We start from the raw sequence: 12,636 nt of genomic DNA, 5'->3' as shown, positions 1-12,636 counted from the left end.
TATATAGCCCGCCCCCCGCTCCGCTCAGGCATGAGCGACGACCGGGCGTTCACGTACAACGGCGGGGCGGTGCCGCCCGGCGACACGCAGAACATCCGCTACGGCATCAGCGAGACGTACCTCGGCGACCCGGTGCGGATCCCCGTCACCATCGTCAACGGCGAGCGCGACGGGCCGACCGCGTTCCTCACCGCCGCGGCCCACGGCGACGAGCTGAACGGGATCGAGGTCGTCCGCGAGGTCGCCCACGAGTGGGACCTCTCCGAGCTGGCCGGCACCCTCGTCTGCCTGCCCGTGCTCAACGTCCCCGGGTTCCTCGCGCAGCAGCGGTACCTCCCCGTCTACGACCGGGACCTGAACCGGTCGTTCCCGGGGAAGCCCGGGTCGACCAGTTCGAAGCGCATGGCCCACCAGATCTACGAGAACTTCATCGCGCCGTGCGACTTCGGACTCGACTTCCACACCTCCACCCGCGGCCGGACGAACATGCTCCACGTCCGCGCGGACATGACCGACGAGGCCGTCTACCGTCTCGCGATGGCGTTCGGCTCGAAGGTCGTCATCGACAGCGACGGGCCGAGCGGCACCCTCCGCGGCGAGGCGACCGACGACGACATCCCCACGATCACGGTCGAGATGGGGGAGGCGCACCGGTTCCAGCGCCCGCTCATCGACGACGCGCTCGACGGGGTCCGCTCCGTGTTCGCGGAGTACGGGCTCTTGGAGACCGACGCGGTGCGCTGGCCCGGCTGGCGCACCATCGTCGCCGGCGCGGGCGAGAAGACGTGGCTCCGCGCCGACTCCGGCGGCATCGTCGACACCCACTTCGAGAGCGGGTCGCTCGTCCGCGAGGGCGAGCGCATCGCGACGATCACCAACCCGTTCAAGGAGGACGCCGTCGGGGTCGAGGCCCCCTTCACCGGTCTCCTGATCGGCCTCCTGGAGAACCCGGTCGTCTACCCCGGCAACCCCCTGTGTCACCTCGTCGAGATCGGCGCGTCGACCCGCCGGGCGATCGAGGCCGGCGACGCGCCCAGCCCCGTCGGCCAGCCGACGCCCTCGGAGTGAGGGGTCGCGGCGGCGCGCCTCCCGTCACTCACCACCGAGCCGTCCACGGAGTCCGACCGCCGCGCCGGCGACGAGCGCCAGGAAGCCGATCAGGAACGCCGCCGGCTGGAGGAGGACGCGCTGCGCGACGACGGCGCCCGGCTCGCGCTCGACGGTCCGCGTCCAGAACTCGTACCGCTCGCCGTCGCGCTCGACGATCAGGATCCCGTCCCCGAGCGCCGGCTCCGTCGGGTACGACAGCGAGTCGACGCGCTCGGCGGGGTCCTCGACGCCGAAGCCCCCCTCGGGCGAGTCGCGAGCGCGGTCGAAGGCCTCTCGGGCGTCGGGCGGGAGGTCGGCGTACGCGACGACCGCGTCCGACGCGTCCGACCCGTTCCCCCCGCTCGCGGCCGGCGACTCGAAGCCCGCGACGGACCCCTCGGTCACCGGCTGGACGGTGTGCGTGTAGGCGGGGCTCGGCTCGCCGACGGCGACGGGGAGGTAGAGGGGATTCGCCATCAGGAGGACGCCGAGCGCGGCGAGCCCGGCGGCCGCGAGCGGGATGCGCATACGCCGCGTTCGGCGGGCCGGGAGTTGAGCGTTCGGGGTCGCCGCCGCGCTACCGACCGATCGTCCCCTGCCGCGTCACGGGCGCGTCGGGGTCCACCAGGAACGCCACGACCGTCGCGCCCTCGTCGCCCGCGGTCGGCGGCGGTGGTGGAGTCCATTACCGACTTGTAAAATTACGCGGTTAAAAAGCGGTCCGGTGGGGGCGACGCGCTCTTGTGTCCCGCGCACCTCGTTTCGATAGCGTGACGACCGTCCTCTCGGACCTTGAGCGCCGCAAGCGCGACGACCGGCCGGACGGGACGTTCTACGACGATCCGCGGTTCGTCACCCACGCGGACGACGCGTTCCTCGCCCGGCTCACCGCGCTGTACGCCTCCGTCACCGAGCCCGGCGACCGCGTCCTCGACGCGATGAGCAGTTGGGTGTCGCACCTGCCCGAGACCGACTACGAGCGCGTCGTCGGCCACGGGCTCAACGAGGCCGAACTGGCCGCCAACGACCGCCTCGACGAGTTCGTCGTCAGCGACCTCAACGCCGACCCGTCGCTCCCGTTCGCCGACGGATCCTTCGACGCCGTCTGCTGCGCGCTGTCGGTCCAGTACCTCCAGTACCCCGGTCAGGTGTTCGCGGAGTTCGCGCGCGTCCTCGCGCCCGGCGGGACGGTCGTCGTGAGCTTCTCGAACCGCATGTTCCCGACGAAGGCCGTCCGCGCGTGGCGCGCCGCCTCGATGGCCGAGCGCGCCGACCTCGTCGAGCGGTACCTCGACGCGGGCGGGTTCGCGGTCGCCGACCGGATCGCCGAGCGCCCGGGCGAGGACCCGTTCTACGCTCTGGTGGGGACGCTCCCGTGACGCCCCGCCGCGTCGCGGCCGGGGGCTTCGACCTCGCGCTTGCCCTGACGCTCGGCGCGGCCGCGCGGCTGGCGCACGTCCTCTGGTACCGCCTCTTCGAGACGAGCGTCGCCGTCGACCTCGCCGGCTCCGCCGCGCTCGGCGCCGTGTTCGGCCTCGGCCACGTCGTCGTCGCCTCCGGCGACCGCGTCCTCGGTCCGGCGGGGGACACCGCCGACTCGCGGGCGTGGCGCCCCCGACGCGTCGCCGCCGCGGGCGCGGTCGGCTTCCTGCTTCACGCGTCGATCGCCCCCGCGTTCACGCCGTTCGGGCTCGAACCGGTCGGCGTCAACGCGGTGCTGACCGCCGGCGGCGTCGCGGTCGGACTCTGGGCGTTCGCGGTCCGTCGGGCGACGCGGTAGGAGCCGGCGGAGGCGGTCGGAGCCGGCGCCCCCGGTAGGGGCCGGCGGACGCGGTAGACGCCTGACGGCGGTCGCCCCCGCGCCGCTCGTCAGTCCGCCGTCGACGGGGCGGTCGACTCCAGCCCGGAGCCGCTGGGCGGTCGGAGGACGAACACCGCCGCTCCGGCGCCGAGCGCGAGCGCGCCGCCGAGGAGGAACGTCGGGTTCCAGCCGAGGTTCGCGACGAGGTAGCCGGCGACCGTCCCGGAGAAGACCCCGCCGCCGACCTTCGCGGTGTACAGGACGGCGTAGTTGCCGGATGAGTTGGCCGAGCCGTAGTAGTCGGCCAGTATCGACGGGAAGAAGACGTACAGCGGCGAGGAGAAGAACATCGCGCCGAGGACGAACGCGACGAAGACGGCGCCGTTGCCCGCCTCGCCGGCCGCCACCAGCCCGATCCGGAAGAGCCCGGCGAGGAGGAACGAGCCCGCCATCACGCGCTTGCGGCTGAAGCGGTCGGTCGCCTCGCCGAGGATCAACCGCGAGACGCCGGCGGCGACGGGGAGCAGCGTCGCGGAGAGCGTCGCGACGAGCGCCGCCAGCCCGAAGTTCTCCGCGAACCGGACCACGTTCGCGATGACGAGGAGGTCGGCGCTCGCCATCGCGATGAACATCGCGTACAGCAGCCAGAACTGCCAGGTCGAGAGCATCTCTCCCGTCGAGTAGTTGCGGCCGCGGATCGAGGCGGCCAGGCCGTCGTCCCCGCCGTCGCCGTCGTCGTCCCCGTCGCGGTTCAGCCAGTCCGTCGGGGGGTCCCGGAGGAGGAGCGAGCCGACGAGCGTGACGACCAAGATCCCGATCCCGATGTTGCGGAGCACGTCGCTGTACGCCGCCACGGTCGCGTTCGCCCGCACGTACGGGACCACGAGGGCGCTGCCGGCCGCGAACGCCATCGTCCCGACCCCGGTCGTCAGCCCGGTGCGGTCGGGGAACCACTTGACGGCGGTGTTGACGGCGACGGTGTAGACGATGCCGACGCCGACCGCGCCCAGCGAGTACAGCAGGTACAGCTGCCACAGGCTCGTCGCGTACGCGAGGCCGATGTAGCCGCCGCCGGCGAGCACCGCCGCGAGGAAGGTGAGCGCGCCCGGCCCCCGGCTGTCCCGCCACTTGCCCGCCGGGAACTGCGAGAGCGACTGGAACACGACGTAAAAGGAGAACACCGCGCCCAGCGCCGGGAGCGCGATGTCGAGGCCCTCGGAGAGCGCCGGCGAGATGGACGACCAGACGTACTGGTACGGGCTCACCGCGGCCATCATCCCGGCCGCGGCCGCGATCTGCCACCAGCGGGAGAAGCCGAGCGTGTCGGCGGCGCGCGCGGCGTAGTCGACACCGCCCGTCGACCCGTCGCCGTCGGCCGTCGCCTCTCCCTCCCCGTCGGCGCCTTCCGCCGTCGGTTCGCCATCACCCATCGTCGTCCGTCGTCCGCGTGGTGTCGGTCTGTGTCATGACGTGCGTGCCCTGTCGTTTCGCCTCTCGGCACCGGTCCCCCGGTTCGGGGAGGTCTCGTTTCCACCCACCGCGCTCGCCGACTAAAACTCGTCGTTGCGGTCGGTCCCCGCGAGCCGCTCGCCGGTCCGGAATCGCCCGCGGTCGTCCGGCGGTTGGTCGCCGCCCGACGGCGGTCCCGATCCGTCGCGCGGCGCCCCGGATAAATTATGATAATCGTCTATCCTGTCGAAAATTGTTAAGATGGAGCCTCTCGTAGCCGTATTCGAACACGGGGCGTCACAGGCCGACGCCCGAACCCACACCATGTCCACCGACACCGACGCCGCCGACCCGCGCGACGGAACCGCGAGCGCCTCCCGCGACGCCGACCGCGTCCCGCGGTCTCCCGGGCCGGGGCGCTTCGAGCGCGTGATGGTCGTCACGACCGACGACCCCGCGGGGCGGGCCGCGGCCTCGGCGGCCGTCGACCTCGCGGCGACGCACGGGGCGACCGTCGACGCGCTGTACGTCGTCGACACGACCGAGGGCTGGGACATGGTCGTCGAGCGCCGCGAGCGGGCCGGCGAGGAGCTCGTTGAGGCCGCCGCGGCCCGGGGCGCCGCGGCCGGCGTCGAGGTCGAGAAGTGGTTCCGCTACGGCGCGCCGCACAGGGAGGCGGTCGACTTCGCCGCCGCGCACGACGCGGACCTCGTGGTGGTCGGCGCCGCCCGCCGGACCGGGCTCGACCGCCTGCTCCACCCTGACCCGGTCCCGGCCCGCGTCCGGCGCGGCGTCGACGTCCCGGTCATGGTCGTGGGCCCGAACGACGACTGACCCGCGCGGCGACCGGTTAAGTGGTCGCGGCCCCTACGATCGGTGTGACCCACGTAGGCATCGTCGGCGCGGGCGCGGGGGCGGCCGCGGCGGCGTTCGTCATCGACGGCGCGGTCCCGGACGCGGACGTGACGGTCTTCGAGAAGTCCGGCGGGCTCTGCGGGCGCGCGGCCACGCGGCGCCACGACGAGCTCACGTACGACTACGGTGCGAACTACCTGAAGAGCGACGACGACCGCGTCGTCGAGCTGATCACGGAGACGCTCGACGACGAGGGGCTCGTCGACGTGACGGAGCCGGTGTACACCTTCGAGGCGGACGAGACGGTGTCGCCGGGCCGGGACGCCGACGACCACAAGTGGAGCTATCGGCGGGGGCTCACGCAGATCGCGAAGCGCCTGTTCGGCCGCACCGACGCGACCGTCCACCGACGGACCCGGATCGAGACGGTCCGACGCCTGGACGGCGCGGCCGACGGCGACGGCCGCTGGGAGCTCGTCGACGCGGACGGCGCGACGCGCGGGCCGTTCGACGCCCTCCTGCTGAACCCGCCGGCCCCGCAGACGAGGGACCTCCTCGCGACCGCCGAGTGGGACGACCCGCTCCGCGAGACGCTCATCGAGGCGGTCGGCGAGGTCGAGTACGGCAGCGTCTGGACCGCGGTCCTCCGGTACCCGTTCGAACTCGACGTGCCCTACTACGCGCTCGTCAACACCGACAAGGAGCACGCCGTCGGCTGGATCTCCCGCGAGGAGTGTAAGCCCGGCCACGTCCCGGACGGCGAGACGCTGCTCGTCGTCCAGGCGAACGACGCCTGGTCGACGGCGCGCTACGACGAGGACCCGGCCGAGAACGTCGCCGCGCTCGCGGAGCACACCGCCGACATCGTCGGCGACGAGCGGCTGGCCGACCCGACGTGGACCGATCACCAGGGGTGGCGCTACGCGCTGCCCGAGGGCGGCGTCGACCGCGGCCCGGTCGACTCGGCGCGCGACGCGGGACTGTACCTGCTCGGCGACTGGGTCGCCGGCGAGGGGCGGCTCCACGCCGCGCTCGCGAACGGCCTCGACGTCGGCGAGCGCGTCGCGTACGGGATCTGAGGAGATCGGCGAGAAGGCAATCCGCGGCGGTTCTGCGACTGTTTTCGGCGTCGCAGCTGTGCGCGCGAGTCTCTTCGAAAAGCGATTCAGCGGCGGTTCCGTCGGACGCGGGTCGTTCGCGTCAGTTCGTCGTGATCCGGTACTCGACGGTCCCCAGGCCGGGGAGCGTGAGCGTCCGGACGCGGCCGCTGCGTCGGCGCAGGGTCCGCAGGACGGACCGCGAGACGACGGCGAGCGCGACGGTGCCGGTCAGCAGCGCGACGGTCGCGACGGGGTACGCGAACGCGACGAACGGTGCGACGACGAGCGCGAGGAACGCGAGCGTCCCCAGCGGCGAGCGGCTGCCCGGCGGCGAGTCGGCGCCGATCGGCCGGTGCGTCTCCGCCGAGGTGATAGAGCCTTGGTACATATCTCACCGTACACGCTCGGCCGACTAAAACCTTTCACTTTCCAAATAAGTTTTGAGAAACGGTACCACACATCACGCATTCAGAACATCTGAAACGGTTGTTAACGGGGTGTAAGCGGTACCATGGTACTCGTTGGTATACTTCTCATATTTCTGTAAAGTGTCGACAACGATCGGCCGTTCGGCGCTGGTTCCCCTCCGTCGCCGGCCGGGGCGACCGGTCGCGGACGCCGCCGTCGCGTCACGCGCCGTCGAGCGCGTCGACGAGGCGGGGACGCGCGTTCGGCGGTGCTTTTATTTCGTTACGACCGCTTTCGTAGATACGAACGGAGCTACACGATGACACTCGACACTCCCACCACCGATCCAGCGGCCGTGGTCTCGGCGCCGGAGCGCAGGCGCGCGGTCGCCGCCCTCGCGGACGGCGCCGTCGAGACGGTCGCGGATCTGCGCGTTCGCGGGCGGGCCGACGAGATCGCCGCCGAACTCCGCGAGACGCACCTGCCGGCCTTAGAGGAGGCCGGCTACATCGAGTGGGACCGCGAGGCCGGGACCATCGAGCCCGGTCCCAACTTCGAGGAGGCCGCGAGCCACGTCGACGACCTCCCGATGCCGGGCGTCGAGGCCTCCGACGACTGACCGCCGCGAGCGGTCGATCGGGCGCGGAGCTCCGCCGCCGACGCGGCCCGGGACGTTTATCCCCGGGCGCGGGCGACACCCGACAGCGATGGCCGAGCCGATCCTGAAGTGGGCCGGCGGGAAGCGACAGCTGCTCGACGAGCTGTACGCCCGGTTCCCGGCCGAGTTCGGCCGGTACCACGAGCCGTTCGTCGGCGGCGGCGCCGTCTTCTTCGACCTCGAACCCGCCCGCGCGACGGTCAACGACGCGAACCCGCGGCTGGTGAACTTCTACGAGCAGGTCCGCGACCGCCCCGACGAGCTGATCTCGCGGCTCGCGTCGCTCGACGACCCCGAGAGCGGCCCCGACCCGGCCCTCCCGTACGACGAGGAGACGCCCCGCGGCCGGGAGGTGGACGCCTACTACTACCAGCAGCGCGCGCGGTTCAACCGCCGCCCCTACGAGGGCTCGTTCGACCCCTTAGAGGAGGCCGCGCTCCTCCTGTATCTCAACCGGACCTGCTACAACGGGCTCTACCGCGAGAACGCGGACGGCGGGTTCAACGTCCCGATCGGTCGGTACGCCGACCCCGACTGGGTCCGACGGGACCGGATCCGTCGGGCGAGCGACCTGCTCGCCGACGCGGAGATCCGCAACGGCGACTTCGCGTACGTCCTCGACGCGGCCGAGCCCGGCGACTTAGTCTACTTCGATCCCCCCTACGAGCCGATGAGCGCGACCGCGAACTTCAACGAGTACAGCGCGGACGGCTTCGACCGCGAGGACCAGCGCCGCCTGCTCGACGTCGCCGGCGAGCTCGACGACGCCGGGGTGTGGGTCGTCCTCTCGAACAGCGGCGTGATGTACGACGCGTACGCCGAGGCGGGGTTCCGCGTCGACCGCGAGGGCGCGACCCGCGCGATCAACAGCGACGCGGACAACCGGGACGCGGTCGACGAGATCGTCGCGACGAACGTCCCGCCAGCGAAGCGACGCGAAACGGCACAGAAGGACCTCTCGCAGTACTGAGGGACCGCTCGCGGGACTGAAGTCGCGCGCGGCGAGGGCGGCACCGACTCCCGCCGCGCGTCGGATCGCCCCTCACGCGCCCGGGCCGACGCCGAGCGCGCCGAGCGCCCACGCGGCCGTCGTCGCGGCCGCCAGCGCGACCATCGTCGCCACCGCGGGCAGCGGCTCGTCCCTGCGCGTGAACCGCCGGTACCCCGGGGCGAGCCCGACCAGCGGGAGCAGCGTCGCCCCGGTCACGAGCGGCGGAAGCACTCGGCCGGCGAGGGCGGCGGCCGCGAGCGCGGCCGCGGCGCCCCCGAGCGCGTACGCGGCGCGGAGCCGGGCCGCCGACCACCGCGCCGCGAGCGTCCGCTTCCCGACGGCGGCGTCCGCGCGGCGGTCGGGCCACGTCGTCTCCAAGAGGTTGACGAACACCACGACGGCGAAGGGGAGCGTCGCGAGCGCGGCCTCGGCGGTGACCGCACCGGCCGCGACCGCGAACCCGTACAGCGGGAGCGCGGCGCCGCCGAGGAGCGCGTTCGTCGCCGCTCCGAGCCCGTTCCACGCGAGCCGGAGCGGCCCGACCGAGTACTGCCAGCCGACGACGAGGATCCCCGCGAGGAGGACGGCGGCCGGCGGCGTCAGGAGCGGGCCGTCCGCGAGGCCGACCGCCGCGGCCGCAACGCCGAGGCCGACCGCGGCGAGCCCGAGGCCGCCGGCGGCGATTCCGGCCCGGAGCGCGACCGCCCGCGGGAGGTCGGTCTCGACCAGCGCGCCGCTCCCGCCGGAGAACCGTGTGCGGTCGGTGAGCGCGTCGGTCTCGACGTCGGCGTACTCGTTGGCGTAGTGGACGCTCGCGGCGACCGGTAGCAGCGCGGCGAGCCCGAAGCCGACCCGGACTGGGCCGGCCGTCGCGCCGTGCCCGCGGCCGTACGCCATCGCGACGCCGAGGGCGTACACGAGCGCGATCAGGCCGAGCTGGGACGGGCGCGAGAGCCGCCAGAGGGCGATGGGCGCGCGCCGCTCCATCGGTCAGTCGTCCCGGAGCGCGCGGACCTCGGCCAGCAGGTCGTCGGTCTCGGGCCGGTCGGCGGGCAGCCGCCCCTCGTACGCGTACGCGACGACCGGCTCGCCGGAGCGCACGTCGAGGACCATCGCCACCGGCATGCGCCCGACGAGGTCGTGTAGCGACCCGAGGACGCCGAACCGCACGGGCTGGTCGTACGCGTCGCTCACGTCCGCGTCGGGGTCCGCGAGCAGCGGGAACGGGAGGTCGTACGACTCCTGCCACGACCGCGCCCGGTCGACGGGTTCGGGCAGCACGGAGACCACCGTCGCGTTCAGCGCCGCGAACTCGTCGTACCGGTCGGCGATCGCTTGGACCTGCGTCCGGCAGTTCCCGCAGTGGTAGTCGCGCTGGAACAGGAGGACGACCGCGTCGGCGTCGGGGTCCGCGGCCGCGGCCGACAGCGCGAACGGGTCGGGACCGGCCGCGACGTTCGGGAGCTCGAAGTCGGGGACCGCCTCGGCGGACGTCCGGGTGTCGCTCATACGTCGCGTACGCGCTCGCGCCGGATAAATCGAGACCCGGTCTGGCGCCCGCCGCGCGGAACCGGGCCACATATAGGTCCGTGCGACCATATCTCAGGCCATGGCAAGGCCGGGGGCGACCGACGGGGGTGAGACCGCGGAGCGGCCCGCCGCGGACCGAGGGGCGGCAGAGCCTCCGACCGCCGACTCGGGCTCGGGGGCCGCGCCGGTCGACGCCGCCCGCGGGTTCCTCCGCGCCGTCCGGACGGACGGGGCCGCCGACGCGGCCCGCGATCGGCTCGACGCGCTGTCGCCGACCGCGCTCGACGCCCTCTCGCCCGCCGAGCGGCTGGCGTTCTGGATCAACGTCTACAACGGCGCCACCGGCGACGCGCTCCTCGACGACCCGACGCGCCTGTCGGACCGCCGCCGCTTCTTCGGCGCCCCGGTCGTCTCCGTGGCCGGCACCGACCTGAGCCTCGACGAGATCGAACACGGGATCCTGCGTCGCTCGCGGTGGAAGTACGGGCTGGGCTACCTGCCGAACCCGTTTCCGTCCGCGTTCGTCCGCCGGCACCGGGTCGCCGAGCCGGACCCGCGGATCCACTTCGCGGTCAACTGCGGCGCGGCCGCCTGCCCGGCTGTCTTCGCGTACGACCCGGCGACCGTCGACGAGCAGCTCGACCACGCGACCGAGACGTACCTGCGCGGCGAGACGGTCGTCGCGGACGGCACCGCCCGCGTGCCGCGGCTCATGCTCTGGTACCGCGGCGACTTCGGCGGGACGAGCGGGATCCGCGAGTGGCTGCGGCGCTACGGCGTGATCGACGCCGACGCGACGCCGCGGATCCGCTACCGCGAGTACGACTGGACGCCCTCGCTCGATCCCTTCCGCGGCCGGGACTGAGTCCGCTCGCCGGAGTCCGGACGCGCGGCCGCATTGGGCGGGCTTTTTGAACTCCCCCGACGAGGGACCGCGTATGACCGATCTCGACATCGACCTCGTCCTCGTGCCCGTCGACGGCAGCGAGGAGTCACACGAGGCGGTCGACTACGCCATCGCGCTCGCGGCGGAGTACGACGCGAGCGTCCACGCGCTGTACGTCCTCGACGAGGAGGTCGTCCGCGCCATCGACCACGGGGTGGTCGACGAGAGCGAGGTGGCAGACGACTCCGAGGCGTTCACCGACTCCGTCGCCCGCCGCGCGGACGCGGCCGGGGTGCCCCACAGCAACTCCATCGCCTACGGCTTCTCCACGTCGGTGAAGACGGTCCACCCCGGGAGCGTCGTCCTCGACACGGCCGAGGAGCTGGAGTCGGACTTCATCGTCGTCCCGCGCGAGCCCGTCTCCGGCGACCCCGGCGAGGTGCTGGGGAAGGCCGCCGAGTACGTGCTGCTGTACGCGAGCCAGCCAGTCCTGTCCGTCTGATGGTCGGCGCCCTCCTCCCCGCGGGCACGACGCTGCCGCCCCTGCCGCACCTGGTCGTCCTCCTCCTCGCGACCGCGGGCGTCGTCGCCGCGCTCCGCCGCCGCCGTCCCGCGGTCACCGGGCGCCGCGTGCTCGCGCTCGCCCCGTGGATGGCGCTCGGCTCCGCGGCCCACGTCCTCTACGTCGTCGACGCGCTCCCGCCGCTCCTCGCGCCGTTCGCTGGCTCGCCGGCGGTCTACCTCACCGTGGGAGCGCTCGCGGGCGCGGCGTGGCTCGCCGCCGACGCCGCCCGCCCGGACCGCATCGCGGCGACGATCGCGGCCGCCGGCGCGCTCTGTCTCGTCCCGGTCGTCGCGGTCGCGGTCGGCACAGGGGTCTCCCCGGTCGGCGCGCGCTGGTCGACGCTCGCGCTCGCGCTCACCGTCCCTGTCGCCGGCGCCACTTGGGCCGGGCTGACGCGCGCGCGCCCCGAGACGAGGGTCACTGGCGGCGTCGGCGGGCTCGCGGTGTTCGGCCACGCGCTCGACGGCGTCTCGACCGCGGTCGGGACGACCCAGCTCGGCTTCGGCGAGCGCACGCCCCTCTCGCGGATCCTGCTTGAGGTCGGCGGGCTGCCGTCGCTCCCGGTGATCGGGGAGGGGTGGCTGTTCCTCCTCGTGAAGCTCGCGGTCGCGAGCGCCGTCGTGTGGCTGTTCGCGGCGTACGTGCGCGAGGAGCCGGCCGAGGGGTACCTCCTCCTCGGATTCGTCGCGGCGATGGGGCTCGGCCCGGCCGCGCACAACCTGCTCCTCTTCTCGGTGGCGGCGTAGCCCGCCCGCGACCGGCGTTACAGGACGCAGAGGGCGAACGCGACCGTGACGCCCGCGAGCAGGACGGCCTGGACGAACGCGCTGGCGAGGGCGCCGACAACCGCGTAGGCCGCCTGCCGGGCGGCCTCGCCCGTGTCGCCGTCGTGCTCGTCGAGGGCGGCGACGAAGACGGTGCCGCCAAGGCCGACGACGAGCCCGATCGGCCCGAGCGGGACCAGGAGCACGATCCCGATCAGCGTCCCGACGACGACGGTCCGGGTCGAGGCGCCGCCGATCCGGCCGGAGACCATTCCGGACACGAGGTCCGCCGCCGAGGCCAGCAGCGAGACGGCGACGAGCGCGACCAGCGCGACGAGGCTCGGCTCGGCGAAGCCGGTGGTGTACGCGTATCTGACGACCGTCAGCGCCGCGAGGACGCCGCCCGGCACGAACGGGACGAACGAGCTGGCCGTCCAGACGACGAGGAGCGCGATCGCCAGTCCGGCCGCGAGAGAGACCATGCGGACCCGACGCTACGGGCGCTGAAAACACTTCACCTCGATCGACCCGACGGGGCCG

At 73.3% G+C, this 12,636-nt stretch carries 16 protein-coding genes and 1 pseudogene; 10 read left to right on the top strand and 7 right to left on the bottom strand.

The window, feature by feature from the left end; translation table 11 throughout:
• The first annotated feature begins 30 nt into the window (after positions 1 to 30).
• A complete protein-coding gene (locus EXE48_RS08970) occupies positions 31 to 1,068 on the top strand; it encodes a succinylglutamate desuccinylase/aspartoacylase family protein (RefSeq protein ID WP_053772763.1) in 1,038 nt (345 codons plus the stop codon).
• 24 nt (positions 1,069 to 1,092) lie between these two features.
• On the opposite strand, the gene EXE48_RS08965 is transcribed toward EXE48_RS08970, so the two are convergent.
• Together EXE48_RS08965 and EXE48_RS08960 are read right to left on the bottom strand one after the other, a co-directional pair.
• Positions 1,093 to 1,617: a DUF7979 domain-containing protein gene (locus EXE48_RS08965; protein WP_137711257.1), complete on the bottom strand. Its 525-nt coding sequence runs from the start codon at positions 1,615 to 1,617 to the stop codon at positions 1,093 to 1,095.
• A gap of 49 nt (positions 1,618 to 1,666) precedes the next feature.
• A pseudogene (locus EXE48_RS08960) lies at positions 1,667 to 1,744 on the bottom strand (pirin family protein); the annotation flags it as partial.
• Positions 1,745 to 1,859: 115 nt separating this feature from the next.
• On the opposite strand from EXE48_RS08960, the gene EXE48_RS08955 reads away from it, so the two are divergent.
• Positions 1,860 to 2,468 (top strand): class I SAM-dependent methyltransferase, encoded by a 609-nt coding sequence (locus tag EXE48_RS08955; protein WP_137704458.1) that lies wholly within the window; start codon positions 1,860 to 1,862, stop codon positions 2,466 to 2,468.
• Positions 2,465 to 2,869, top strand: a complete 405-nt coding sequence (locus tag EXE48_RS08950) for a hypothetical protein (RefSeq protein ID WP_137704457.1) — start codon at positions 2,465 to 2,467, stop codon at positions 2,867 to 2,869. The genes EXE48_RS08955 and EXE48_RS08950 overlap by 4 nt, the downstream gene beginning before the upstream one ends.
• 89 nt (positions 2,870 to 2,958) lie before the next feature.
• Here the strand turns inward: EXE48_RS08950 and EXE48_RS08945 are convergent, their stop codons facing one another.
• A complete protein-coding gene (locus EXE48_RS08945) occupies positions 2,959 to 4,320 on the bottom strand; it encodes an OFA family MFS transporter (RefSeq protein WP_137711256.1) in 1,362 nt (453 codons plus the stop codon).
• A 343-nt stretch (positions 4,321 to 4,663) separates the two neighbouring features.
• Between EXE48_RS08945 and EXE48_RS08940 the strand changes: the two genes are divergently transcribed.
• Complete coding sequence (locus tag EXE48_RS08940) at positions 4,664 to 5,173, top strand: universal stress protein (protein ID WP_137711338.1); 510 nt, start codon at positions 4,664 to 4,666, stop codon at positions 5,171 to 5,173.
• Between the two features lie 44 nt (positions 5,174 to 5,217).
• Positions 5,218 to 6,273 (top strand): NAD(P)/FAD-dependent oxidoreductase, encoded by a 1,056-nt coding sequence (locus tag EXE48_RS08935; protein ID WP_137711255.1) that lies wholly within the window; start codon positions 5,218 to 5,220, stop codon positions 6,271 to 6,273.
• Positions 6,274 to 6,394: 121 nt separating this feature from the next.
• On the opposite strand, the gene EXE48_RS08930 is transcribed toward EXE48_RS08935, so the two are convergent.
• Complete coding sequence (locus EXE48_RS08930) at positions 6,395 to 6,682, bottom strand: hypothetical protein (RefSeq protein ID WP_121563854.1); 288 nt, start codon at positions 6,680 to 6,682, stop codon at positions 6,395 to 6,397.
• 339 nt (positions 6,683 to 7,021) lie between these two features.
• Here EXE48_RS08930 and EXE48_RS08925 point away from each other — a divergent pair, with 339 nt between their 5' ends.
• A complete protein-coding gene (locus EXE48_RS08925; protein ID WP_121563856.1) occupies positions 7,022 to 7,321 on the top strand; it encodes a DUF7344 domain-containing protein in 300 nt (99 codons plus the stop codon).
• An 88-nt stretch (positions 7,322 to 7,409) separates the two neighbouring features.
• Positions 7,410 to 8,330 (top strand): DNA adenine methylase, encoded by a 921-nt coding sequence (locus tag EXE48_RS08920; protein WP_137711254.1) that lies wholly within the window; start codon positions 7,410 to 7,412, stop codon positions 8,328 to 8,330.
• A gap of 72 nt (positions 8,331 to 8,402) precedes the next feature.
• On the opposite strand, the gene EXE48_RS08915 is transcribed toward EXE48_RS08920, so the two are convergent.
• Positions 8,403 to 9,338, bottom strand: a complete 936-nt coding sequence (locus EXE48_RS08915) for a prenyltransferase (protein WP_137711253.1) — start codon at positions 9,336 to 9,338, stop codon at positions 8,403 to 8,405.
• Between the two features lie 3 nt (positions 9,339 to 9,341).
• On the bottom strand, positions 9,342 to 9,860 hold the full coding sequence (locus tag EXE48_RS08910; protein WP_053772752.1) for a peroxiredoxin family protein: 519 nt from the start codon (positions 9,858 to 9,860) through the stop codon (positions 9,342 to 9,344).
• Positions 9,861 to 9,960: 100 nt separating this feature from the next.
• Between EXE48_RS08910 and EXE48_RS08905 the strand changes: the two genes are divergently transcribed.
• The 3 genes from EXE48_RS08905 to EXE48_RS08895 all read left to right on the top strand — a co-directional run bounded on the left by EXE48_RS08905 (position 9,961) and on the right by EXE48_RS08895 (position 12,078).
• Positions 9,961 to 10,746 carry a DUF547 domain-containing protein gene (locus EXE48_RS08905; RefSeq protein WP_053772751.1) on the top strand — a complete coding sequence of 262 codons (786 nt, stop codon included), beginning with the start codon at positions 9,961 to 9,963 and terminating at the stop codon, positions 10,744 to 10,746.
• A 73-nt stretch (positions 10,747 to 10,819) separates the two neighbouring features.
• A complete protein-coding gene (locus tag EXE48_RS08900) occupies positions 10,820 to 11,269 on the top strand; it encodes a universal stress protein (protein WP_053772750.1) in 450 nt (149 codons plus the stop codon).
• Positions 11,269 to 12,078: a DUF63 family protein gene (locus tag EXE48_RS08895; protein WP_137711252.1), complete on the top strand. Its 810-nt coding sequence runs from the start codon at positions 11,269 to 11,271 to the stop codon at positions 12,076 to 12,078. The genes EXE48_RS08900 and EXE48_RS08895 overlap by 1 nt, the downstream gene beginning before the upstream one ends.
• A 17-nt stretch (positions 12,079 to 12,095) precedes the next feature.
• On the opposite strand, the gene EXE48_RS08890 is transcribed toward EXE48_RS08895, so the two are convergent.
• Positions 12,096 to 12,578, bottom strand: coding sequence for a DUF456 domain-containing protein (locus EXE48_RS08890; RefSeq protein ID WP_137711251.1), 483 nt, complete (start codon positions 12,576 to 12,578; stop codon positions 12,096 to 12,098).
• Positions 12,579 to 12,636 lie beyond the last annotated feature (58 nt).

It is taken from the genome of Halorubrum sp. ASP1, from assembly GCF_005435135.1.
Classification (GTDB): domain Archaea; phylum Halobacteriota; class Halobacteria; order Halobacteriales; family Haloferacaceae; genus Halorubrum; species Halorubrum tropicale.
This window is presented reverse-complemented; position numbering and strand designations above follow the sequence as displayed.